The 25,405-nt window shown below is 37.8% G+C and carries 22 protein-coding genes, 1 pseudogene and 1 riboswitch; of the genes and pseudogenes, 2 read left to right on the top strand and 21 right to left on the bottom strand.

The window, feature by feature from the left end:
• Positions 1 to 8: 8 nt before the first annotated feature.
• Complete coding sequence (locus tag B5D25_RS10615; RefSeq protein ID WP_078787942.1) at positions 9 to 1,322, bottom strand: MATE family efflux transporter; 1,314 nt, start codon at positions 1,320 to 1,322, stop codon at positions 9 to 11.
• Between the two features lie 146 nt (positions 1,323 to 1,468).
• Here B5D25_RS10615 and B5D25_RS10610 point away from each other — a divergent pair, with 146 nt between their 5' ends.
• Complete coding sequence (locus B5D25_RS10610; protein ID WP_078787941.1) at positions 1,469 to 2,323, top strand: AraC family transcriptional regulator; 855 nt, start codon at positions 1,469 to 1,471, stop codon at positions 2,321 to 2,323.
• 15 nt (positions 2,324 to 2,338) lie between these two features.
• Here the strand turns inward: B5D25_RS10610 and B5D25_RS10605 are convergent, their stop codons facing one another.
• The 4 genes from B5D25_RS10605 to sufU form a co-directional block, all read right to left on the bottom strand.
• The gene (locus tag B5D25_RS10605; protein WP_078787940.1) at positions 2,339 to 2,650 is read right to left on the bottom strand and encodes an AzlD domain-containing protein; all 312 of its coding nucleotides are present in this window, start codon (positions 2,648 to 2,650) and stop codon (positions 2,339 to 2,341) included.
• Positions 2,651 to 3,352, bottom strand: a complete 702-nt coding sequence (locus B5D25_RS10600; protein WP_078787939.1) for an AzlC family ABC transporter permease — start codon at positions 3,350 to 3,352, stop codon at positions 2,651 to 2,653.
• A 114-nt stretch (positions 3,353 to 3,466) separates the two neighbouring features.
• Complete coding sequence (locus B5D25_RS10595; protein WP_078787938.1) at positions 3,467 to 4,654, bottom strand: PP-loop family protein; 1,188 nt, start codon at positions 4,652 to 4,654, stop codon at positions 3,467 to 3,469.
• Positions 4,655 to 4,666: 12 nt separating this feature from the next.
• Entirely contained in the window at positions 4,667 to 6,316 is a 1,650-nt protein-coding gene (gene sufU, locus B5D25_RS10590) for a Fe-S cluster assembly sulfur transfer protein SufU (protein ID WP_090168646.1), read from the bottom strand.
• Positions 6,317 to 6,521: 205 nt separating this feature from the next.
• Here sufU and B5D25_RS10585 point away from each other — a divergent pair, with 205 nt between their 5' ends.
• On the top strand, positions 6,522 to 8,438 hold the full coding sequence (locus tag B5D25_RS10585) for a substrate-binding and GGDEF domain-containing protein (RefSeq protein WP_078787937.1): 1,917 nt from the start codon (positions 6,522 to 6,524) through the stop codon (positions 8,436 to 8,438).
• Between the two features lie 53 nt (positions 8,439 to 8,491).
• Here the strand turns inward: B5D25_RS10585 and B5D25_RS10580 are convergent, their stop codons facing one another.
• The 16 genes and pseudogenes from B5D25_RS10580 to B5D25_RS13145 all read right to left on the bottom strand — a co-directional run.
• Positions 8,492 to 9,574 (bottom strand): SufB/SufD family protein, encoded by a 1,083-nt coding sequence (locus tag B5D25_RS10580; RefSeq protein ID WP_090348142.1) that lies wholly within the window; start codon positions 9,572 to 9,574, stop codon positions 8,492 to 8,494.
• A 41-nt stretch (positions 9,575 to 9,615) separates the two neighbouring features.
• A complete protein-coding gene (sufB, locus tag B5D25_RS10575; protein WP_078787935.1) occupies positions 9,616 to 11,025 on the bottom strand; it encodes a Fe-S cluster assembly protein SufB in 1,410 nt (469 codons plus the stop codon).
• Positions 11,026 to 11,034: 9 nt separating this feature from the next.
• On the bottom strand, positions 11,035 to 11,775 hold the full coding sequence (sufC, locus tag B5D25_RS10570) for a Fe-S cluster assembly ATPase SufC (protein ID WP_078787934.1): 741 nt from the start codon (positions 11,773 to 11,775) through the stop codon (positions 11,035 to 11,037).
• Between the two features lie 262 nt (positions 11,776 to 12,037).
• Positions 12,038 to 13,741: an ATP-binding protein gene (locus B5D25_RS10565; protein WP_078787933.1), complete on the bottom strand. Its 1,704-nt coding sequence runs from the start codon at positions 13,739 to 13,741 to the stop codon at positions 12,038 to 12,040.
• Positions 13,742 to 14,803 (bottom strand): metallophosphoesterase family protein, encoded by a 1,062-nt coding sequence (locus B5D25_RS10560; RefSeq protein WP_078787932.1) that lies wholly within the window; start codon positions 14,801 to 14,803, stop codon positions 13,742 to 13,744.
• A gap of 140 nt (positions 14,804 to 14,943) precedes the next feature.
• A complete protein-coding gene (gene dusB / locus B5D25_RS10555; RefSeq protein ID WP_078787931.1) occupies positions 14,944 to 15,918 on the bottom strand; it encodes a tRNA dihydrouridine synthase DusB in 975 nt (324 codons plus the stop codon).
• Between the two features lie 12 nt (positions 15,919 to 15,930).
• The gene (locus B5D25_RS10550) at positions 15,931 to 16,695 is read right to left on the bottom strand and encodes a type III pantothenate kinase (protein WP_078787930.1); all 765 of its coding nucleotides are present in this window, start codon (positions 16,693 to 16,695) and stop codon (positions 15,931 to 15,933) included.
• 36 nt (positions 16,696 to 16,731) lie between these two features.
• Complete coding sequence (locus tag B5D25_RS10545; RefSeq protein ID WP_078787929.1) at positions 16,732 to 17,046, bottom strand: DUF6145 family protein; 315 nt, start codon at positions 17,044 to 17,046, stop codon at positions 16,732 to 16,734.
• A gap of 189 nt (positions 17,047 to 17,235) precedes the next feature.
• Positions 17,236 to 17,997 carry a 4-hydroxy-tetrahydrodipicolinate reductase gene (dapB, locus tag B5D25_RS10540; protein ID WP_078787928.1) on the bottom strand — a complete coding sequence of 254 codons (762 nt, stop codon included), beginning with the start codon at positions 17,995 to 17,997 and terminating at the stop codon, positions 17,236 to 17,238.
• 40 nt (positions 17,998 to 18,037) lie between these two features.
• Entirely contained in the window at positions 18,038 to 18,925 is an 888-nt protein-coding gene (gene dapA, locus B5D25_RS10535) for a 4-hydroxy-tetrahydrodipicolinate synthase (RefSeq protein ID WP_078787927.1), read from the bottom strand.
• A gap of 73 nt (positions 18,926 to 18,998) precedes the next feature.
• Positions 18,999 to 19,179: riboswitch (Lysine riboswitch) on the bottom strand.
• 64 nt (positions 19,180 to 19,243) lie between these two features.
• On the bottom strand, positions 19,244 to 20,638 hold the full coding sequence (locus tag B5D25_RS10530) for a carbohydrate-binding domain-containing protein (protein WP_078787926.1): 1,395 nt from the start codon (positions 20,636 to 20,638) through the stop codon (positions 19,244 to 19,246).
• Positions 20,639 to 20,788: 150 nt separating this feature from the next.
• Positions 20,789 to 21,469 (bottom strand): DUF4956 domain-containing protein, encoded by a 681-nt coding sequence (locus B5D25_RS10525; protein WP_078787925.1) that lies wholly within the window; start codon positions 21,467 to 21,469, stop codon positions 20,789 to 20,791.
• A complete protein-coding gene (locus B5D25_RS10520) occupies positions 21,462 to 22,235 on the bottom strand; it encodes a polyphosphate polymerase domain-containing protein (protein WP_090168650.1) in 774 nt (257 codons plus the stop codon). Before B5D25_RS10520 ends, B5D25_RS10525 begins: the two co-directional genes overlap by 8 nt.
• A 328-nt stretch (positions 22,236 to 22,563) precedes the next feature.
• The gene (locus tag B5D25_RS10515; RefSeq protein ID WP_078787924.1) at positions 22,564 to 23,826 is read right to left on the bottom strand and encodes a sensor histidine kinase; all 1,263 of its coding nucleotides are present in this window, start codon (positions 23,824 to 23,826) and stop codon (positions 22,564 to 22,566) included.
• Positions 23,826 to 24,536: a LytR/AlgR family response regulator transcription factor gene (locus B5D25_RS10510; RefSeq protein ID WP_143000672.1), complete on the bottom strand. Its 711-nt coding sequence runs from the start codon at positions 24,534 to 24,536 to the stop codon at positions 23,826 to 23,828. Before B5D25_RS10510 ends, B5D25_RS10515 begins: the two co-directional genes overlap by 1 nt.
• Positions 24,537 to 24,784: 248 nt before the next feature.
• Positions 24,785 to 25,005, bottom strand: a pseudogene (locus B5D25_RS13145) (alpha-N-arabinofuranosidase); the annotation flags it as partial.
• Positions 25,006 to 25,405 lie beyond the last annotated feature (400 nt).

Raw genomic sequence — 25,405 nt, 5'->3', positions numbered from 1 at the left:
CATCATTATCAGTTAAGCAAGTTTTTCTTGCGCCATACTCCGCTTCGCCATCTGAGCATTACGCAAATACCTCTTATGAACTCATCTGCTGCAAGACCGATATAAGCACCAACTACGAGAAGTCCAAGTTTGATTCCAAAGATGTACGTTCCTCCCACGGCCACAGCAAACATTACTATGACTGCGCATATAAGCGGGAACATAACATCGCCACTGGTCTTGAGGGCATTTCCATAGACAAGATTTGTTACTCGTCCTACCTCAAGGATTATATCTATAAACATTACTTTACAAACAAGTCCGATGATCTCTTTGTTGTTTGTGAAGAATGGCATATACAGAAATGCTGTAGTTGCAAGAAAAAGATCTAAAGCTGCAGCAACGATGATACCGTTAAATGCTGCCTTTCTTGTAGTCTTATCACATTCATCATATTTGCCGGCACCAACAAACCAACCGGTCATGATTGCATTTGCCTGGGCCAGACCCGCGCCTATACAGTATGAAAATGAAGCAATCTGATTTGCGTACGACCTGATCGTAACATTTATACCTTCCCCATCCATACCGTTGAGGTAACGCATTACAAGTGTTATAGAAACATTATATGCAGCTGTTTCAAGTGCAGAAGGAAGTCCTATCATAATGATCTTTTTAAGTATCTTCGAAGGTTTTTCTCTGTCTTTTCCTTTTTCCATATGAACCTTCAGCTGTGCAAGTATGATAACCATTACCATGTTGAAGATTCTTGAGATAACAGTTGCAAGGGCAACCCCCATAACACCCATGTTAAATATAAAAAGGAAAACTGCATTGAAAATAATATTTATAATATTCGAAATGATGGTTGCATATAACGGAAGTTTTGTAAAACCAAATGATCTTAAATATCCGGCAAATACAGGAGTTACTGCCATGAGGATACATCCTCCTCCGACGATCTCCATATATTCAGTCGCATCTTTTGCAAGTGCTTCAGAGATTCCTATCTTATTCAGAATATCTCCTGAGAAGAAGAATAAGAATACAGAAAGTAAAACACCGATAATGATATTGAATATAAGACCAATCTGCTTAGCCTGTCTTGCAACACCTTTATGACCTGCACCTATGTACTGAGTCATAACTGCGATCATACCACTACTTATAATAGAAAATGTAATTATAAAAAGCGAAAGATATGTATTAGATGTTCCAACAGCACCTACTGCATTATCGCCGACTGTTGATATCATCATAGTATCAACAACACCCGTCAGCATATAACAAAGTATTTCAAAGCTGATCGGTATAAATAATTGTTTTAATGTTTTCCCTTCCATAATTCCCTCCGAAAACAACAAATCTTTCTTTTTGACACATTTCGGTATTTTACTCTATTCAAATGCGTATTTCTTGTATATAATCTATTAATAATTGTACATTTTCTACTTTTTGTCGTAATTATGATATAAAGGAGGACAAAAATATGCGCATGGATTTAAAGGAAAATATTCCTCACGGAACAAAAGAATATCCTTATACTCAGTATTATCTCATCAATACTCCGCGCCCTCATCACATACCTGTGCACTGGCATGAGGAGTTTGAAATAATATATATAACAAAAGGAAATATCATTCTTTCCATAAATGATATTTCATACACCGGCAAAACAGGAGATATTTTTATAGTAAATCCTGCAGACCTTCATTTTATGGAAGCAAATGATACAACTCCTACATATTACACTGTTCTTTTCCCACTCGAATTTATATCATTCAGAACCGACGACAATCTTGAAGAGAACCTTCTTAAGCCCCTTAGGCTTGGAAATATCAAATATAAAAATCATATAGAAGACAAAAAGCTTACCGAAGAATTAAAAGAAATTCTCGATAAGCTTACTTCACTTGATCATACGATTGCCAAAGATCATTTCAAATGCAGGATACTTCTCCTTACATTTTTCCAGCTTTTATATGAATATGAACATCCAATATATAATATTTCGAATCTGGCTGATACAGAACGTCAGAGAGAGATCATTGATTTCATTCAGGGAAATTTCCAAAATGATCTTTCCCTGTCAAAGCTCGCTGAGCATTTTCATACATCAGAAAAATATTTTTCAAGATATTTCAAGGAGCATTTCAGAATCAACTTCTCGGTTTATCTTATGCATCAAAGACTTACCAATGCCAAAAAACTCCTTGAGCAGAGCGACCTCAGTATTACCGATATTGCTCTTAACTCCGGCTTCCAGAACATAAGTTATTTCATAAGAAGCTTCCATAATAATTATGGAATGTCGCCGCTGCAGTACCGCAAGCAGTCTAAGTAAAATTCAAAATATAATTTAAACCACTATCAGTTCCACCAAGAAAACTGTTATACATGCTACAGATGCAACAACGATAAGCGACTTTGTCTTTAGAGCCACAAGAGCTGCAGCCGTAATTCCCGCAACAGCCGATATTACGCTTCTTGTTGCATAAAATGCAGCCGGCACTGTCATTGCCGCAAGCACCGCATAAGGAATATAAAATAAAAACGATCTGATATATTTATTCGTCACCTTTTTACTCACGAGTATAAAAGGTATTACTCTTATTAAATATGTGGATCCTGCCATAACGAACAGGTATGCCAAAAATGTTTTCATTTCCATCTATGCTTCCTCCTGTTCATCCGGAATAGGTCTAAGGAATGCCATAACAGCCGCAGCTACTACAGCCGAAATGCTTATGGCTATACCAATAGAAACATTTTTAAGAAGCGGCAGATAATAAAATGCCGCACTTATGGCCATAGCAAGGAATGCCAATATAAATATGTCTTTATTCTTCTTCATATCGGGAACAACGATAGCTACGAACATTCCATACATCGCAAGCCCCATGGCACTCATTACCGATGCACTGAGCACATTTCCGAGAACTGCGCCGATGAGTGTTCCCAAGGTCCATCCCACAAAAGGAAGTATCATAAGTCCGCCAAAGAAACTTGAAGTCACCTTATTCTTCGTACTGGCAACCGCAAATATCTCATCCGTCATAAGAAATCCCATACCGAGTTTCTTCCTGTTCGTAACATCTTTATCCAGTTTCTGAGACAAAGATATCGACATAAATGAATATCTTATATTAATTGTTAGCTGTGAAATAAGTGTAGAAAAGAGAGACCCGCCGACAGCCATAATTCTGACACCTGCCAACTGTCCCGCAGAAGTAACCGTGAGCATGGAAATAAGAACAGCCTGCCACCAATATAGCCCACTTGCTACCGCAAATATTCCGAATCCTGTTGATACAGAAAGATAACCAAGTCCTATAGGAATCCCGGCCTTAACTCCCGATTTAAAATCGTCCATAAACTGCTCCTCAAAATTTAGTCCTAAAGTATATTTATACTATACCGGACCCACTCTGTCAAAGCAGAATAAATATATTCAGACAAATCATCAATTACATTGGTAATCATGGAATTAATAATCTTCCGTGAAGAAATGTCTTATGCCATCCTTCTTATATCCGACTATGGTATTTAGATTAACATTTTCAACGCATTTAAAGATATTTCCTTCAACAAAAGGATTTATCTTCTTCATATCGGCAATGAGACTTTTAATCTCCTGCCTCTTTGAATAATGTGGCTCATCTTCTTCTCTGGCACTGCTCTTTTCAGTAAATCTACATGCACATTGAAGAAATTTCAGATCATTATAATCACGCCACCATTTTACATCTGATTCTCTTATAAGATACATAGGTCTTATAAGCTCCATTCCCGAGAAATTCGTACTGCGTAATTTCGGCATCATAGTCTGAACCTGACCACCGTATAAAACTCCCATAAGAATGGTTTCTATAACATCATCATAATGATGTCCAAGGGCTATCTTGTTGCATCCAAGTTCTTTGGCATTGCTGTAGAGATAACCTCTTCTCATCCTCGCACAAAGATAACATGGGGATTTATCAATATTATAGACATTGTCAAAAATATTTGATGCAAATATTCTGATCGGAATCCCCAGTGTCTTTGCATTTTGCTCTATAAGCCGTCTATTCACTTCTGAATATCCGGGATCCATAACTATAAATGTAAGTTCAAAAGGAAACTTATTATGTCTTTGAAGTTCCTGGAAGAGTTTCGCCATAAGCATGGAATCCTTGCCACCGGATATGCAAACTGCAACATTATCTCCGGGACTCAGCATTTCATATGTATTTATCGCCTTGGCAAAGGGTGTAAAAAGCTGCTTATGAAATTTCTTTCTGATGCTTTTCTCTATCTCTTCCTGTCTTATTATCTGTTCTTCATTTTGCTCATTTGTAGTAACAGCACTAATAAGCCATTCATGATATCCGCCTTCAAGAAGGGATGCATTGTATCCTCTTTCTCTAAGTGCTTCCGCCGCTTCTTTACTATCATCTTTACCGGTTGTGCAATAAACTATCTGCCTCTTTTTCCTGTCAAGATGTATGCCATCCACTGTAATATCACAGCTTTCCACAAGCATTAGATCTCTGATGATACTATCCTTACTGATATTTACAGCCCCGGGGATCAGCCCGTATTCTGCGGACTCTCTTCCCCTTATATCAATCAGCTGTACAGTACTCATATCAAGTTTTTTAAATTCTTCAAGGCTTATTACGATATCATTCATATATGAACCAGATTAATCCTCTGACTTAAGTGCTTCCTCAAGTGTATGCCATCCGAGAACAGCACATTTTACTCTTGCAGGCATATGTGCAACATCCTTAAATACTGATGCTTCTTCAAGTGATTCAATATCATCTTCACTAAGTGTTCCCTTGATCATTCCAAGGAACTTATCCTTAAGACTGAGAGCTTCCTCTTTAGTCTTTCCGATTATCATATCTATCATTATATCTACACTTGCCTGAGATATAGTACATCCGTCACCGATAAATGCGCCATCAACGATAATTCCGTTATCATCAACATTAAGCTGAAGATAAATGTCATCACCGCAGGATGGATTTACACCTCTATGCTTATTTGTTGGCTTTATCATCTTAAATCTGTGTCCCGGATTATTCTTATGATCCATCAAAACTTCTTCAAAAAGACTTCTGTTGTCATCTTCAAACTTAGGAACCTTCTTTATATCTTTAAGAACCTTGATAAATCTGTCCACATCCTCATCAGTATTATAGAACATCATACTTGCCCTTACTGTTGAAGGAATATTAAGAAACTGATGAAGCGGTTCAGCACAGTGATGACCTGCACGAACTGCAACTCCGGCATCAGCAAATTTTCCTGCAATATCATGCGGATGCATATCTTCTATAGTAAATGTTATGATTCCATGTCTTTCCTTTGGATCTGTACTTCCTACGATTTTCACATAAGGCATATCTTTGATAGCTTCCATAGCCTTTGCTGTAAGATAGTATTCTCTCTTCTCAATGGAATCAAAGCCAATCTTCTCAATATATCTTATTGCTTCGGCAAGGGCATAAGCACCTGCACCGTTAACTGTTCCAGCCTCAAACTTATGAGGAAGTCCTGCATAAGTAACATCATTAAGGCTGACATTTTCTATCATCTCGCCACCTGTCATATATGGAGGCATCTTCTGAAGAAGCTCTTCTCTTCCGTATAAAACTCCTATACCCATAGGTGCAAGCATCTTGTGTCCTGAAAATGCAAGGAAATCGATTCCGAGATCCTGCACATCAACTGCCATATGAGGCACACTCTGTGAACCGTCAGCCACAAAATAAGCTCCTGCCTTATGAGCAATTGCTGCAAATGTCTTGATATCATTTACACGTCCAAATACATTTGAAACATGTGTCATTGCTACGATTTTTGTTTTATCGGTGATGAGTTTTTCTAACTCTTCAGCCTTAAATTCACCCTGCTCAGTGCACTTAAGGAACTTAACTGTTGCCCCCTTCTTCTTAGCTATATGAGTCCAAGGAAGCATATTACTATGATGCTCAACAACAGTACTGATGATCTCGTCGCCTTCATTTAAGACAAGCTCACCGAGACTGCTTGCAACAAGATTAAGACTTTCAGATGCATTTCTTGTAAAAATGATTTCTTTCCTTGAAGACGCATTTATAAATCTCTGAACTGTTCTTCTCGCATCTTCATATGCATCGGTAGCATCTATAGATAACTGATAAAGTCCTCTGAATGGATTAGCATTAAGATTCTCATAAAAAGCAGCTTCAGCCTTGATAACACATTCCGGTTTCTGAGATGTAGCGGAATTATCAAGGTATGCCAATGTGCTCTTTTTAAAAAAAGGAAAATCTTTCCTTACTTCTCTAATATCTATACTCATTTTATCACTCCTTACTGCTTTTTAGGTTTCATATTATACCACATATTGTTCATTCTTCAAATGAAATCAGTCCATATTCTTCAAAATGGATTATAACAATTTCCTTTATTCTTCTATAGATTTTTGATATAATAATCCATATATGTCAAATAGTTTTCGGTTATATAGATTAGTTTTATCAGATTCATATTTAGGGGGATAGCATATGAAGCATAAAATCGCGGTATTTACCAATGGCTTCAGTAATGAATTTATCGAACTTGTCTTGACCGGTCTTCAAAAAAAGGCTGCCGTCGACGGAACCGATATTTTCGTTTTTCTGACTTTTTGTTCACAAATAGATAATGATCTCCAAAATAAATGCCAACTGAATATCTTCCATCTTCCAAATCCGGATGAATTCGATGGCGCTATAGTACTGGCAAATACTTATAACTCTCTCGCAGAACAGGAGCGTGTATGTGCCTGTTTTCAGCGCGCCGGAGTTCCTATGTTATCTCTTGAAGTTAAGATTCCGGACATGTCATGTATATATTCAGAAAATTATGAAGGAATCCGCGATCTTACCATCCATTTAATTGAAAAACATAATGCAAAAACATTTATGTATGTAAATGGTGTTGCCGAAAATGTTGAAAACCTTGAACGAAAGAGAGCCCTCACCGAAACTCTTGCTCATTACGGTCGAGAGCTGAATGTAGAACTCGAAGGGGATTTCAGCTACTACAACTCATATTTGAGAATGAAGAAATATCTGGATGACGGTAACAAACCTACGGATGCCATAGTTTGTGCCAACGATCTTACAGCCCTCGGAATATGCAACTGTTTACATGAACATGGCTATAGAGTCCCTGAAGATGTAAAAGTTACAGGCTTTGACAAGATCAATGCCGGTCAATATACATCTCCTATTCTTGCATCGGTTTCAAGAGGATGGGAATCTTTTGGCGAGATAGCTTATGATAAATTAATGTATCAGATTGAAAATCCTACTGTAAGATTTTCAGAAGTTTATAAATCATATTTTGTTCCGTCGGAAAGTTGTGGCTGCGAACCATCTGAAGAAAGCAAGGAATATAAATATAATAAGATTCAAAATCTTTATCAGGATAATCTCCACTCAGACATGATTGAGATATTCTTCCAAAGACTTCAACTTTCTCTTTCACGCGCTGACAGTAAGGAGGATTTTTACAATAAAGGCATGAAACCAAACCGCGAACTGCCTATCATCGGAAATAATTACTGCATCTGTACAGAGCCTGCTTTCTTCGAGATTGAAGATGATGTCTATGCCAGCAGGATCAGAGGATACAGCCCTCAGATGGATGTTCTATATGAGAACAAAAATGGTGAAAAATTGCCTCTCAGAACATTTGATTCGAAGGAACTTTATCCGGGTTATAAGCATGTTAAGGGCGAGTCAAATACTTATATCTTCGCTCCTCTTAATCATATGGACTTTATCATCGGATATGTTGCCATAAAGAATTCTCCAGGTATAGTTTATACTCAAAAGCTTAGAAGCTGGATAATGAGTATGAATGCTGTATTATTTGGAATGAGACAATATATATTTGCACAAAGAGTCAATCGAGAACTTAAAAAGATTTATATGACCGACGCTCTCACCGGTTTATATAATCGTACCGGATGCAACCAGGTTCTCTATGAATTCATCAAAGATCAGAAAGCAGCGGGCAAGAAATCCATACTTGCATTTGCTGATATAGACCGCATGAAAACGATCAATGATCTCTATGGTCACTTAAATGGCGACCTGGCTATTAAAGCTACTGCCGATGCATTCCAGAAATATGCTCCAAGCGACTGGCTTTTCGGAAGATATGGCGGAGACGAATTTATAGCTGTAGGCACCTGTCTCAACCCCGATAGTATTCCTCTCGAGATTCAGGCAATCACCAATTCCATGGCTGACTACTTTGAATCACTGAATCTTACATTCACTCTTCATGCCAGTATCGGATATACGGTAATCGAACCTGATGATGAGGATCAGATTGAAGATTATATCCAAAGAGCGGATAAGTCGATGTATAAAGAAAAAGAAAAAATCCATAAAATCCTCGACTCTACAAACCTGAGGAAAATTAAATAAAAAATTCCGGAAAGGAAGCTTCATCATAAAAGCTTTCCCTTCCGGAATATTTATTATTCTTCTTCGTCGATTGTCTCGCCCACAAGAATATCAGTCAATTTCTTTTCATATTCAGCATCATCGATCTCTGAAATAACAGTAAGTATCTTACCATTTGCCATAAGATCATAGATTGATTCATCAGAAAGACCTCTTGCTCTGAGATAGAATAATATCTCATCAGAAATCTTACCGATTGAAGCTCCATGCTCACCTTCCACATCTTCTTCCTTACAAAGAATAAGTGGAATGGATTTATTGACAAGATTCTCATCCATAAGGAGAACCTCTTCTCTTTCTGCGCCCTTTGACTCACTACATCCACGAAGGAAATCTATAGTCTGTCTCATGAGTTTATATGAATCCTGATACATTACACCATTTGCATGGATATCTGCCTCAGTTTTCTTTCCCTCGTGTCTTGCTACATAATTAAAATCATACTTTGCGCCTGTCTCAACCTTATATCCTGTTCTTTCATAGTATGATGCTTTGTCTCCCTTAAGACATGCAAGACATCCTGCATTCACATTCTTTCCACCCAGGAATATCTGAATAAGCTCAAATCTCGCTTCTTCACCAACTTCAGCACCGATATTACTGATAAGTGAAGTTTCCTTACCAAGATTATAAAGCTGTACAAGTTTCACACGAGCTCTATCCTTAATAAGGATCTTTGTCTGTATACCAACATCAGAAATGTTCTGATCGATCTCTGTTAAATCAGCTATAAGCACAACATCGCTGTCTTCTCTTGCAACAACATTTACGCTTCCAACCGAACTATCTTTTGTATATTCAGGTTTGATTAATACAGTTGATGCAGATTTTACACCTTTCTCAACCAAAATATCCTTTGAAGATGCAACAAACTTATCGAATAATTCTTCTGTTTCTTTACCCATTCCGGTTTCAACAGATGTAAGTGCTTTTGCCTCTTCCGGATCAAAACCTGAAAACTTTATATTATCAGGAGCATTAACTGCTAATGTTCCTTCACCTTTTATACCGCCTGCATCAATCGAAACATCATTCATCTTGAGCCAGTTCCATGTGATGCCGGGCAGTCTATTGGCTGTTATAATATTATCTGCCATATTATAATCCTTTCTGTCTGACACTTTCCTACTTATACTTCCTAACCGATGCTTCCTTTCATCTCAAGACGTATAAGATTATTCATCTCAACAGCATATTCAAGAGGAAGTTCCTTACTTACATTATCAGCAAATCCACTAACGATCATAGCTCTCGCATCTTCTTCCGAGATACCTCTCGACATAAGGTAGAAGATAGCATCATCACTGATTCTTCCTATCTTAGCTTCATGTCCGATATCAGCATCAGCTGTTCTGATATCCATAGCAGGAATTGTATCTGACTGTGAAATATCATCGAGCATAAGAGATGAACAGTCAACCGCTGACTTAGCACCACTTGCTCCGGACTGAACAACAACAGAGCTTCTGAATGTACTGATTCCGCCATCCTTACTGATTGATTTGGAATTGATTGCAGAAGTTGTATTCTTACCGATGTGTGTAACCTTAAGACCTGTATCAAGATTCTGTCCATGTCCGGCAAATGTTATTCCGGTAAATTCCATACGCGAATCATCACCCTTAAGGATGGTCATAGGATAGAGATAAGATACATGAGAACCAAACGATCCTGATACCCACTCCATCTTTCCGCCTTCTTCAACTACAGAACGCTTTGTATTAAGGTTATACATATTCTTAGACCAGTTCTCGATAGTAGAATATCTAAGCTTTGCGTTTTTACCTACAAAAAGTTCAACTGCACCTGCGTGAAGGTTTGCTACATTATATTTTGGTGCTGAACATCCTTCAATAAAGTGAAGGTCTGCACCCTCGTCAACTATAATAAGTGTATGTTCAAACTGTCCCGCACCCGGAGCATTAAGTCTAAAGTAAGACTGAAGAGGAATCTCTACCTTAACTCCCGGTGGAACATATACAAATGAACCGCCTGACCAAACCGCTCCATGAAGAGCTGCGAATTTATGATCTGTCGGTGGAATGAGCTTCATAAAATGCTCTCTTATCATATCACCGTATTCACCATGCATTGCCGATTCAAGATCAGTATAGATAACTCCCTGAGCAGCAACTTCTTCTCTGATGTTATGATAAACAAGTTCCGAATCGTACTGAGCACCAACACCGGCAAGAGATTCTCTCTCTGCCTTAGGGATACCGAGCTTCTCAAATGTTTCCTTAATATCACTCGGAACTTCGTCCCATGTTGCACTCATTTTATTATCCTTAGGCTTAACATATGTGACAATATTATCCATATCAAGCCCGTCAATAGAAGGACCCCATTCAGGAACATTTATCTCATTATATATCTTGAGTGACTTAAGTCTGTGCTCCCTCATCCAATCAGGATCATTCTTCTCCTCAGATATTCTTAAAACTATATCTTCTGTTAATCCTTCGTCTACCTTATAGAAGTCTTTCTCTTCGTAACGAAAATCATATAAACTTCTATCGATATCTCCAACTTGAGCTTTTTCTTTCATATAATCACCTTACTGTTCCAAATATTTCTCGAAACCGCCTTCATTGATCTCAGAAACAAGAGACGAATCTCCTGAACGTACTATAGTTCCATTAACTAAAATATGTGTCTTATCAACATTCAGTGCATCAAGAATTCTTGTACTGTGAGTAATGATGATCATTGCGCCCTCACCCTTTTCCTGGAAATCCTTAACACCCTCTGAAACAGTACGAACAGCATCTACATCAAGTCCTGAGTCTGTCTCATCAAGAATAGCAAGAACAGGATTAAGCATGAGCATCTGAAGTATCTCTGCCTTCTTCTTCTCACCACCTGAAAATCCAACATTAAGATCTCTGTCTGCATATTCTTTATCCATATTAAGAAGCTTCATCTTAGCTTCAAGTTCTTTACGGAAAGCCCAGATTCTATTCTTCTGTCCTTCAACTTCATCCTTAGCATTTCTGATAAAGTTTGAAAGAGTTATCCCCGGAACTTCTATAGGATTCTGAAATGAAAGAAATATTCCATTCTTTGCTCTTTCAGTTACACTTGTTTCAGTTATATCTATGCCTTTATATATGATAGATCCTTCTGTTACTTCATAGTTTTCGTTACCCATGATAACGTTACCAAGTGTTGATTTACCGGCACCGTTAGGTCCCATGAGAACATGAGTCTCGCCTTTTTCTACTGAAAGATTTACATTCTTCAGTATCTGCTTATCTCCAATTTTGACTGATAGATTTTTAATCTCAAGCAGTGCCATATTACACCTCCAAATAATTTAAACGATATTTTCCTTATCGATTGTTAATATTATAGCCTGATAAAGATTTTATCAACTAAAAAATAAGTTTTTAATATATTTTATCCATATGACTCGTTATAAGTTTTATATTTATTTCTTTTACGAAAATACCCGCGTAATAACTCAGATTCGGTATAGTATCGAAATAAAGTCATTACACGGGCACTTTTATAATCCTTATATCGGTCACATAAATTCTAAACCATTACTTTGCTCATGATTAAATCTGAACAAAGTTGAAACTAAGTCCTGTATTAGCAAGTTTATTACCAAGCTGGGCATCGCTTGTAATAATGATCTGCTGTTTGCTCTTCATATTGCTGATACATCTAAGTACAGAGTTTATCATATCTGTATCGAAATCATCAAGCATATCTTCCATAATTATCGGAATATCCGCTAAACCGAAAGCTTCTGCTATTCCAAGTCTTGCTGCGACATAAACAAGTCTCTTCTCATGATCCGAAAGATCCTTCATATCTCTAAGCTCGCCGCCGCGGCTTACCGAAACATTATAATCCTTATCAAAAAGTATGCTGTCATATCTTCCGTCTGTCACTTCACTGATATGATCTGAAATATGTCTCTTAACCTTCGGAAGATTTTCAGTCATTATCTTCTCACGTTCTTTAATAAGCTGATTCATAGCAGCTGTGATAGCATAATTCTCTGTCTCAAGCTCACTCTTCTTTTTAAATACAGCATTGAACTCGGCCTGAAGTTTATTCTTCTCATATCTCTTCTGAAGAAGACCGCCGACTTCCTTACGAAGATTTTCTTTGTTGCTGGCATATTCTTTCGCAAATGTCATATCAAATTCTATGGCTTCGCGTTCATCCTTCTCATCTTCGATTTCTTTAAGAACCTGTTTAAAGTCTTCTTCCGACGGCGTCATGTCACCGGAATCAAAAAATCCATTTATTCTTAATCCGTCAATTATTGTGAATATTACAAATACAACCGTAAATATAATGAAGAGTTTTCTAACAAGACTTTCGAACGGAAGGATATAAACTATTATTGCAATAGCTATGATAACAAGAAGACCGGTTCCTAAAATAACAGGAAGACTGTCAGTAATCTTCTTCTCAGGTTTTTCCTCTTCACTCTTAAGCATATCCTGTCCTGATTCAGCCAGGATATCCATTTTATTATTAAGTTCTTCATCTACTTCGTACTTAACGGTTCCGTCTTCTTCCTGAACCATCTTTCTGGCAACTCTTTTTCTCTTAGCTGCCTCTATGGCAAATTCTTCATCAAGATCTTTGATCTTCTTCTCTGTCTCATCGATCTCACCATCAACATAATCATATGAATCAATCTGCTTTGAAAGTTCATTAAGTCTTCGAACCATCGGCTGGGAACTCTTTTTATTTCTGATATTTCTGAGGTATTCAATGGATTCATCAAAATTAATATCAGCACAACCTGTCTCTATCGTATTTCTGATGAACTTTTTAGTCTTTTCATCATACTCACTATCAGGAGTTCCTTCTTCGTCCGATCTTGACTGATCATCGATCACACAACTGGTAATATAATTATTCCTGTCGATCGGTACCATATTTCCAGGAAGGTCAACCATTCCAAGATAATCATCCTGCTTTCCTTCTGTGATATTCAGTACCGTTGTTGATCTCGAGCCGCCTGCAAAACTTCTCTCAACCAGATATGTTGTGTCATCTGCTTTTATATATGCGGCACCTTTATAATCGCTTACAGGTTTTCTCTTCGAGTAAATATCCTCACCTATTCCAAGACTGTTCCATCCTGAACTTCCATATAACATACTTACGATAAAATCCTTGAAAGACCTTCTCTTTTCTCGGTTATTATCATAAACCAGATTTACACCATCTTTAAGTTCAACCTGTCTATTATAAAACTGACCATATTCCTTAAGTAATAACTTGCTAAGAAACATTTATCTCTCTCCCGTCATTGACATGGCTTCAATTCCGTACATCATCATTTTTTCTCTGATCTCTTCATCGAAATCTTCAGCCTCTTCCGTAGCCTTGCAGAAAGCTCCCGCAAGATCCCCCTTATGTAACTCAGCTGCGCACAAAAGATCACTTCTGTAAACAGTATTATCAACTACATCATAAATGTTATATCTGTCTTTGATTCTCTTAAGATCTATCTCAGGACTCTTATCAACAAGTCCTGTATAAGTAATAGTATAAATGTTGTCATAGCCCATCTTTCTGACTCTGTCAACTATGGCATCAGAAAGCTCTTCTCCGGAAATACCGTTACTTACATCTATATTGAAAGTTACATAGCTTCTTTTATTACATGGAATCCATTTGATTGAAGTCTTTCCATCTTTAACTTCTCCAAGTATATATCCATGTCGTCCGGTATCTCTTACAGAAAGCGGTTCAAGTGAACCTGAGTAAGCCATTCTGTTCTTAAGTATATGTACTGGCTTCATGCTTCCGCCCAAAGCTACATAATCATAGCCTTTTCTGGCAAGACTCTTTCTGTCAAACGGCATATGTTTCTGATCGCCGCCGCAAGCAAGAAGTATATTGACCGCCCCTTCTCTACCCGGAGATATCTCATCAATGATATCCTCAGTATATTCAGGTCTGTCATAACTGAATCCTGTTACACATGTATTGATACCTTTAAGGTATGCATTTGTTGTCTTTCCGCCCGGAAGAACAACAGTCTTTGACTTAAATTCATACCCATTGTATGCGCTGTCTGCGCCCATATAATCAACATAACCGCAAAGAATTACGGTTCTGGTTTTTTCAAGTTTAAGTAATCTCTCATCCAGATCCACGAGATCCTCTGTTGTAGGCTGTCCCGCAAACAGATTTCCGGCAATCATCAGAAGTCCGACTTTCTCATCAAGGCAAACCTGTATGATATTATCAAGTGCTTCATACAGTTCCTTTTTTCTGTCTTCGCTCCACTCTTTTCCCGGATCCGGTTGAGCTCCCAAGTATACATCTGATATATGAACAAACTTCATAATCTTTTTCCCCTAAAATAATCTATCCGAATCTTATCACAAACATGTGCCATGAAGATAATTCATCGCACACACTTCTATATTTTAATACGTTTTCCTGTATCTTGTCTAGTTTTATGTTGAAAATATACATTTTTTATTCAAATAAAATGTATATTTCCGTTGTCAGATTGTTTCTCATCACTGTAACTGTCAATAAGCCTTACCAGCTCATCATAGCTTTCAACCTGATTGATATAACGTCTGATATGAGAAGCATTTCTTCTTCCTGCCATATACCACGCGATATGTTTTCTCATCTCATGAACAGCAGTATATTCGCCTTTTTGACTAAGCATCATATCTATATGTCTCATCATGACACTCTTTAATTCATCAATAGTCGGCTCCGTATAACCTTCCGGATTCTTTAATTTAGCAAATATCCACGGATTACCCTTAGCAGCTCTTCCAACCATTACGCTATCGCAACCTGTCTCTTCCTTCATCTTCCGGACATCTTCCGCAGTAGCAATGTCACCATTTCCGATTACAGGTATACTAACATTTTCTTTAACCTCTTTAATGACATTCCAGTCCGAATGTCCCATATAATATTCTTCTCTGGTTCTCGCATGAACCGCAACGGCTGCCGCACCATTTTCCTCTGCTATCTTTGCTATATCAGGCGCATTAATATGTTCCTTATCAAAGCCTGCACGAAACTTAACAGTAAGAGGTTTACTGATGGCATGACTCACTTTATAAATGATCTTTCCTATAAGTTCAGGATCCTTAAGCAGTGCCGAACCCTCGCCGTTATTTACAATTTTCGGAACCGGACAACCCATATTTATATCTATAAAATCAAAGCTTCTCTCTGCAAGGACTGCCGCCTGCTCCGCCATGATATCAGGATCACTTCCGAATATCTGAACACCTACCGGATTTTCTCTTTCATCCGTAACCAAAAGCGGTTCCGAATTCTTCATGTTATAGAGCATACCCTTGGCGCTGACCATTTCCGTATAAACAAGGTCGCATCCCTGCTCTCTGCATAACAAGCGAAAAGGCAGGTCTGTTATACCTGCCATTGGTGCCAATATTATCTTATCAACAAATAATTCACCATTCATTCCGCTTATTCCTTATTGCTTATCATAAATGATCCTGAGTCCGTGAAGTGTAAGTTCAGGATCGTAAACATCTATCTGATCTGTAGCCTCAGAGATAAGCTTTCCGAGTCCACCTGTCGCAACTACCTTTACATTAGGGAGTTTCGAATCATTTTTGAGCTTTTTGATAATATACTCAGTCTGACCGATATAACCAAAATAAATACCGGCCTGCATACTTGATACAGTATCTCTTCCAAGTATAGTATCAACCTTTTTGATCTCAACCTCAGGGAGTTTTGCTGTTCCGCGCCATAAAGCATTTGCAGCCAGTCTTATACCCGGAGAAGTAACTCCGGCATAAAATGTACCATCTTCAAGAACAAGATCATGTGTAGTAGCAGTACCAAAATCAATAACGATTATAGGACCTCCGTAAATCTCATATGCAGCAACAGCATCAACAAGTCTGTCTGCACCAAGCTCCTTCGGATTAGGTATTGAAACATTTATACCTGTCTTGATACCCGGCGCAACTATAACAGGGGTAACATTAAAATATTTAATGATTCCGCTTGTAAGTGAATGCATAATATTCGGAACTACCGATGAAACGATAACATCAGTAATATCTGTTGGTTTCATATGATTAACAAAAAGCCATTCCCCGAGGAATACTCCATATTCGTCAGAAGTTCTGTCTGTCTGTGTGATCATTCTGAATTTATTAACAAGTTTCTTACCGTCAAACAGTCCTATTGTTATATTGGTATTTCCTACATCAATTGCAAAAAGCATGGTATTTCTCCTTATCTCGAATATAAAGCCGGTGACTTAGAAAAAAGCTTTATAGTATGATTCAAGCTGTTCAAAAAGTTCTCTCTTGTCAGCCTGAAGCTTTCGTATCTTCAGCTCACTGCCAATCTCATCATACAATATATCATCTTCCTCAGCCTCTGTCATCAGCTTAAGGTTTCCACCCTTATCAAACATAAGAAGTATAACCCCACCAACCTCTTCTGTAAAGAGAACGCACATTATTTTAAGTTCATCCTGAACTTCCTTTGGAAGATTTTGAAAATCCGGATTCAGAAAATATTTTTTGGTATATCTGGAAGCGCTGCAAAGCACTACATCCTTCTGATACATTTTATCCTCCTGTAAGTAAGCAGCAATGCCGCCCCTTATCCTGATCAAAATTATAACCGATATAGCCGCCGCAAAATAACTCGGCCCAGTCGACTTAGTCGACCTACTTAAAAACCGTTATTTATACACAGTTGTTTATACACAGTTGTTTATGCACAGTTATTTATGCGCAGTTATTAATGAGCAATACTAGACCATTGCAGCGATCACGTCGCTCATGTCATACATACCCGGCTTCTTATCAGCAAGGTATTTAGCTGCATTGATAGCACCATTTCCGAAAATGCTTCTTGAATATGCTATATGCTTTATCTCAATAAGCTCATCCGGTCCTGCGAAGAAAACTTCATGAGTTCCCGGAATATTTCCTGCACGAACAGCAGAAATTCCAAGTTCCTTCTTATCTCTCTTCTGACGTACTGATGATCTGTCATAAACATATGTGAATTCACCATTTCTGGCTTCATTTATAGCATCAGCAAGTGCTATAGCTGTTCCTGAAGGAGCATCAAGCTTCTGATTGTGATGCTGCTCAACAATCTCAACATCATATCCTGCCGGAACAAATACATTTGAAGCATCCTTAAGAAGCTTAATGATAGCATTGATACCAAGGCTCATATTAGCTGATTTTAGGATTGCAACAGTCTTTGATTTCTCTCTGATATAATCAAGCTGCTCTGCAGAAAAACCTGTTGAGCAGAGAACTACAGGGATGCTCTTCTTCTCAGCAAACTGAAGAAGATTTTCAAGTCCTGCAGGATTAGAGAAATCAATTATTACATCAGCTTCAACATCGCAAAGGTTAATATCTGTAAAAACAGGATAACCCATGTCTGCATAAACTATATCTACGCCTGCTACTATCTCAGCGTCTTTGTCATTCTTAACAAGGTCAGAGATAACTCTTCCCATACGGCCGCAACAGCCGTTCATTATTATTCTTGTCATTTAAGCGACTCCTTTCACAAAATGTGACCTGTATCAGTTATTAAAGGCTGATACCGTACTCGATCATAGCCTTCTTAAGTACCTCTGCCTTAGCAGGATCCATATCAGAAAGAGGCATACGAACCTTTCCGTTTGAAAGTCCCATATATTCTGTAGCTTTCTTTACAGGAATTGGATTAACTTCACTGAAAAGAGCCTTGCAAAGAGGAATAGCTTTAAGCTGAAGTTCTCTTGAACCTGCAACATCTCCATCGAAGAATTTCTGGCAGATATCATGTGTATCTCTTGGAATAATATTTGAAGTAACAGAGATAACACCAATTCCTCCAAGTGAAAGAAGAGGAAGGATCTGATCATCATTTCCTGAATAAAGATCGATGCATCCGTCAGCAAGTGACATAAGCTTAGCAACCTGTGAAATGTTGCCTGAAGCTTCTTTGATACCAACAATGTTCTTTACATTCTTTGCAAGGTAAACAGCTGTCTCAGGCTCGATATTTACGCCTGTTCTGCTTGGAACATTGTAAAGTATAATAGGTATATTAACTGATTCAGCGATAGCTGTGTAATGTGCAATAAGTCCCTTTTGAGTAGCCTTATTGTAATATGGTGTTACAAGAAGAAGTCCGTCAACTCCGTCCTTCTCTGCATGCTGTGAAAGTTTGATAGCTGTAGCTGTATCATTAGAACCTGTACCTGCGATAACAGGAACACGTCCTGCAGCATGCTGTGCAACTACCTTGATAGCTTCGCTGTGTTCTTCTTCTGTAAGTGTAGATGATTCGCCTGTTGTACCGCATACGATTATCGCATCAGTACCGTTCTCAATCTGAAAATCTACAAGTTTCTTCAGCTGTTCATAATCAACTGAAAGATCATCCTTAAATGGTGTCACAAGTGCAACGCCTGCCCCTTTGAAAATTGACATAATTTTTTCCTCCTATCAAATAAAAAATCGGGCTGACGAAGCGCCAACCCGAAACAATTATCCGCAAATCATTTCTATAAGTAGCACTCCATCAGATAAATCTGACGACAGTTCCGTGACTCTTAATCACGATCCCAGCAACCTGATCCCTTAATTACCAGATCACTTCGGCAAATCACCCTTTCACCTGTCTTCGTATGAATTAAGGTTCATCCGACAGACTACTAATGATCATTGCGTCCTCTACTGCAAAATTATGTATTTTTGCATTTAAATTTATACAAAAAATATTATACAAACATAGGATACTAATGTCAATCATTTTACTTCGATTGTTTTTTCTTTATTTCCAGTAATTATGCGGAATTTTCCTGCATTAATCTTGGGTGAGCTGTAAAATACAGACGAAAAATCTACCGTTGCAATAATTTTTTCAAATTCATTATCTTTTTCATCTTTTATTTTTATCTCTGTACCCTCCGGAAATCGTTCATTTAGATCACATGCTATGTACTTCATTGCGGATTTGGCATTAATCCTACCGGTAACGCCCGACTTCTCGAGCATGAGGAGTTCGCCACCATTCAGATAGAATCCGTCTACTGCATCAACAGCACCGTCATCATCCTCCGCTGCACTTAATAATGTAATTTTTCCTCCTTCAATATAAATACTTCCATTGGAATCAAGACAATCACCTTCGGAAAAAAGTTCCAGCTCTCCCCCTTTTACAGTAAGGCATGGTTTCGGCCCGTCTTTACCAAATGCATTTATATCATCATCTACAGAGTGCACTTTGATCCGGCCGTCTGCTATCAAAACATCATGTCCTTCAAACCCTTCTCTGCACTCAGGAATTTCTATATTCCCCCCTTCAACCGTAAGCTCTTTAACTGAGTGAATCGCGTCATCGCTGCATTTAACAACAATATCGGAATCCTTCTCATAGAAAAATCCCTTTCCGACATTGATTCCGTCGACTCCTGCAGTAAGATCCAGTTTTGCCTCAAAGAGTCTTGCCGAATCATCTGCACAAAGAGCGGTCTTATTTGCAGCTATAAGCATGTCGCATCCCAAAATTTTCAGATCATTTTCACTAATTATTCCATGCTTATAGCCTGCATTTAAAACCAATTTTCCGGTTCCGTGAAATACAATATCGTCTTCACTATAGATTACACTTTCTATAGTTGTATTTCCCATGTATGTATCCCCCGTATCCGACAATGTACTCACGGAACCTTCAGGAAGATTAACCAACGCTTTATCTGCATTCTGTATGTAAATACATGCGCTGCTTTTGCTTGTTATATTAACAGAATTAAGCACAAGTTCTACCTTTGCTTCATCATCTGCATTAACAACTATTTGTGTATTTTCACTTTCCCCTTCAAAGATGAATGTTCCCGCACCTTTGATATTTATAATTAAGCCGCGTTCCTTCGAAGTCTCTGTCGTAAGTATGTCCCTGTCGATTTCATCAGGAAATGATATGTCGGCCTTATCACCATCAAGTCTGATCTTTGCTGCCCCGGCCTCATCATATTCATACGTCAGTTCCCTGTCGGTGAAAAGCGGCTTATTGTCTTTATCGCCGGATTCGGTCGCCGCTTTGGCGCCAGCGGCAGTCTTCCCGCATCCGGACAGAGAAAAGAGAATCATAAGAATAAATATATAATAAATTTTAAACTTGTTACCTTTATTTTTTATCATGTACACTTCCTGCTCAAACCAGTCTACGTTTCATATGATTTATGTACAATTATTTTACTTATTCTTTTTCTGTTTCTTCTCACTTAATAACTATCTTAACTGTCAGCATATACGGTTCATTTTATTTAAACCGTCGCCGCAATATGCATTTTATAATTCATCAATATTGGTTACGGCTCTTGTAAGACAGATTTCAAGATTTCCGTTTTTCTCACGGATCTCATCCAGGAATTTTTTGATACTCCCTGATGATTTCATTATTATCTCATAATCAAGTTTAAACATAGTACCCATATCACAGCTCTTAACCTGAACAAGCTCGCTCTTTCTCAGATATCTCTCGAATATGTCGTCGAACCTTCCTTCAAAATCAAGATCTTCAGGAATCATGATCTTGAGGAATCTTGCACTTTCAGAACGACCTCCGAAATTAACTGCACGAAGCAGCAGTCCCACAAGTGATATAAGAACTGCAAAAATAAGTCCCAGATATATAAATCCCATTCCGGTTGCAAGTCCTGTTGCCATAGCTAGGAAAATGCTTGTTATCTCCTGGCCTTTTCCCGGAGCGGATCTGAATCTTATAAGACTGAATGCACCTGCTACCGCAACGCCTGCACCTATATTTCCGTTTACAAGCATAATGATGACCTGCACCACACACGGCAGAAGCACAAGACTCAAAATAAAACTTTGACTATATGAACGTTTGTACATATACGATCCGGCAATTATAAGTCCTGCCACAAGAGAAACTGCTGTCGCAAGAAATAAACTGTCCGGAGATATTTTGCCATTTTTAATGATCGACTCAAATAAAAAATCAGACATATTTTCTAATCCCTTTCTCGTATTTTTCTCTTTCAAGTAATTGCAGGTAACCGCTGCCATATTTCGAATACGAGCTCTTATATATCTTTAATTCACTCAATATCCTTGCAATCTCAATAGGCATGGCGCCGGCGATCTTGATCTCCATGAGCCTTTCCCCTTTATTCAGAAGATTAGTGCCGTACGCTCCTTTAGATATATCAAGATCCGTATCTCTCCATTTGATGTCTCTGTCGAAAGTTATTCTAAAATCCGGATCTTCTATACCTCTATAAGCGGTTCTGTCGTAGATTATGACCATCGCAGGAATCAGAGTTTTATAATTATCGATCATACTGTTGATTTCTTTTTCTATCTGCGCATCCGTGAAAAAGCTCTTGTCATCTAAGTAACGGTTTTCCATTTCACGGAACGGTATTTTATAATCCAGGTGCCATTTGGCTATACTGTAAGGAAGCGTGATCCTCCTTTTGTAAACCACACCTGCATATTTTTTCTTTATCTCTATAAATGCCCCCGTCGTATCTTTTGGCATCCTGTAGGTTCTAAGCCTAATTTTTTCCTTATAGACCGGTTTAGATATAGATTTTCTGATAAGTCTATAGTCCGGAGTATCATAATAAATGTTAAATATCTTGGTTTCTCCGTATTCATCCGGCTCCACATAGTCACTGAGTTTTTGCAAGAGGGCTTCGTATTTCGAAGCGGGCACCCGATATTTCAGTTCTATACGTGCAAAGCTGTCTATAATACCGTTGTTCGCCATATTCTACACCACCTTTTACTCCTGTAACCTATAATCCCAGAATAAACTTAACTAACTGAACGATTACCTCGCTGTCAAAAAGTATCATACTAATCCTCCTCTCTTTACCCTAATACCCTTGTTGAAATGAATTTATTTAAATGATTTTCGTCCCCCTAATCCAAATAACTTTTTGTAATATTTCACCATTTACATTCAACATGTTCAATATATCTGTGTCAGATTACACAATCAAGAAATATGTTACGAAGCAGGGTATATTTGTTACGAAACTCAACCACGAAAAAAAGAGCACCTTGCTCAGTACTCTTTTTACGAATTATCATATCTATCTAACCGGCAGTTCTACCCTGACTTCCATCATGCCATTTTTATATTCCCAGTTAACTGCCCCACCGTTTTTCAGCACCACATCTTTTATCTTACCGGCTCCGAATCCGTGTCCTGCTTCTTTCTTCTTTGAGATAAGATCTTTATCTTCGACAGCGGCTGAATTTGCAACATCAAGATATAACATATTTTCAAAATGCTTTATCTCGATAAGCAATTTCTTCGTCCCGGAAATCCTCTGCATCGCTTCTAACGCATTGTCCATAATATTCGACATCAGAGTGCTCATATCCACACTGTCGATCTTCATATCCTTCGGAAATTCACCTATAACCTGGGACAGAAATCCGTCATCATCAGCCATTTCGCCAATGACTTTATTTATGAAAACATCAGCTATCCGGTTTCCTGTTGTGATAACATTTTTTATCTTATATTTCCCGAATATATCATCAATATATCTAACTACTTCCTGATCCGAATTATCACTCGCCATACTTTTGATCATCATCAGATGATTATTAAAATCGTGCTTATAGCTTCTAAGATCCTTCTCCCTTTCGACCAAAGAATCCACATACTGCCGGCTTATATCCAGCATCCTGCTCTTATACTCATCAACAGCAAGAATCTGACTGATCCTTGTTATATGATATATCCCGACCATCAAAAGGAACAAAAGAACTCCCGCAACTATGATGCTTATAAATGAAGCATAGCCCGATATTCTGCTTTCCGGTCCCGCAGTAAAGATAAGCTGAAGAACACCAACCCAAAGATAGAGCACAAATGAAATGATAAGTATGCCGAATTTTATCCCGGGATTAAGAGAGGAAATTGCCTTATTCACCTTATTTTTATATCTGAAACATAAAATAGCAGAAAGCAAAATTAATATTACAGACATATCATTTCGCCAATCATAATTCGCCGGTTTCTTCACCTTGATATAAGACAGTAAATTAAGTATCACAATATCGATTAATGAAATCAAAGTGCTTACCGCAAATGTCAGCACCGCCTTCAAACTTGTTTTACCTTTGAAGAAAATAATAGGAAATGCAAAAAGCCAAACAGCCTTATAAATAAACAGCCTGTTACTGTCACAGACAGCTACAACAGGCAGAACGATAATAGGGTACATGAGAACAAACCAAATGTAGATTTTTTTGTTGATCTCAAACCCCAGAATATAACGGAACATCAGATAAATCTTTAAAGCTTCTAGAAATGACCACAGATATATAATCTCCATTTTCATCAGATATACCCTGCCCTCTTTCTTCCGTACTCAGAGAACTTCTTTCGAAAAGTCGAATAGTAACTCTCGGAAATCTTAAACTTCTCTTTTCCGAGAAATACATGATGTTTTCCTTCGGGACTGCTTTCGATCTTCGTCACATATCTCAGATTAATGATATAAAACCTGTGAGCCCTGCAAAAATCATACTGCTCCAACCGTTTCATCATATTGTTCATGGAATCTCTGTATAGAATCTTATTGCCGTCATCGGTACAAAGATTGACATAGACACCGTTGGATTGTATATATCGTATGCTTCGAAGATTGATATCATCAATATATCCAATATCTTCCATCCTTCGGCTTATTGCTTTATCAAGATATCTCGGGAGAAGTTCAGCTATCTCGCTCTTATCTATAAACCCCATAACATTTAGACCGAAAGACTTCATCACATAGCTTCTAAAACCTGATATAAAAATGATTATTATATCAAGCCTGTTTTCTTCTATATAGTCTTTTACTTCAATCCCACTGTCTTCGCCAAGTTCTATGTCAAGAAGAAGAATATCAATACCTTTCAGATTCTCTTTCAGAACCTTAACATTATCGAATTCAGATATTTCAAATCTTACATTGCATTTTTCTCTGATTTTTTCACACTCTGCTATAATTTCACGCCTGTAACTTCTGTTGTCATCGCAAACTGCTACATTCAATTTACCCAAAAACTCCTCCTTATAAAATCTTCTCTCACAATAACATATAATGCGAAACCATGTCAAAAAACATATACGTTTTTACAGCATAAAACCTACAGAAATTACTTGCTTTTAAAAACGCGAAATGACCGGACGATCTTTCGATACGTTCGGCCACCTCATGTAATTCGATTTTCGTTAACAACAAAAATCATTTTATGGAAGTATTACCACTTTTTCTTAGGGCATCTGTTATCTTTGACAACGGCCTTTATCTCGACAAAACATCCACCCGGCCATCTGAGAACCGGAACTTTTATATTCTTTAAAGCTTCAACAACATCATTTCTTATACCGTTTGTATTCGGAATGTCGCTGTTTTCGCCAACATAAATACCCTCATAAATACATCTGCCAAATGCTCTGAAAAATGTCCCTGTAATTCAGGATTTATATGACTAATCTTATGTTTTGGATTAATAAATAATTTGAACATATTTTCCCCCGATTGAATTAATAAAGAAAAAACTTCCAAAGGTGATTCACGATTTAACAGATGCTTATGCCGAAAAAAATAGCTTTTAGAGATTTGGATTTTCGAAATCATATGTCATAGAACAGATGAACTGTTACTGTGACATATAATTCCGGAAATTCCAGCATTTTTAAAAGGAAGTTTAGACTTATTATAAAGCGGGCAGTAAAAATTGAAAACCCGATTAATTATAAAAATATACCCTATACATACGAAAAACGGAGCTGCATTCGATATAAAATCAGCAGCTCCTTATCTATAAAACCACGCAAATACGTGATATTTCATCATATTAGATTTGTTTACTAAAATATGCACAAATTTTCCCGTCATATTTACTAAACAACCGATCAATTGTTTA

Origin of the sequence: Eubacterium ruminantium, from assembly GCF_900167085.1 — a bacterium.
In the GTDB taxonomy this organism is placed as follows: Bacteria; Bacillota; Clostridia; order Lachnospirales; family Lachnospiraceae; genus Eubacterium_Q; species Eubacterium_Q ruminantium.
Note: the sequence above shows the minus strand (reverse complement) of the source record. Positions and strands in the feature narration are given on the sequence as shown.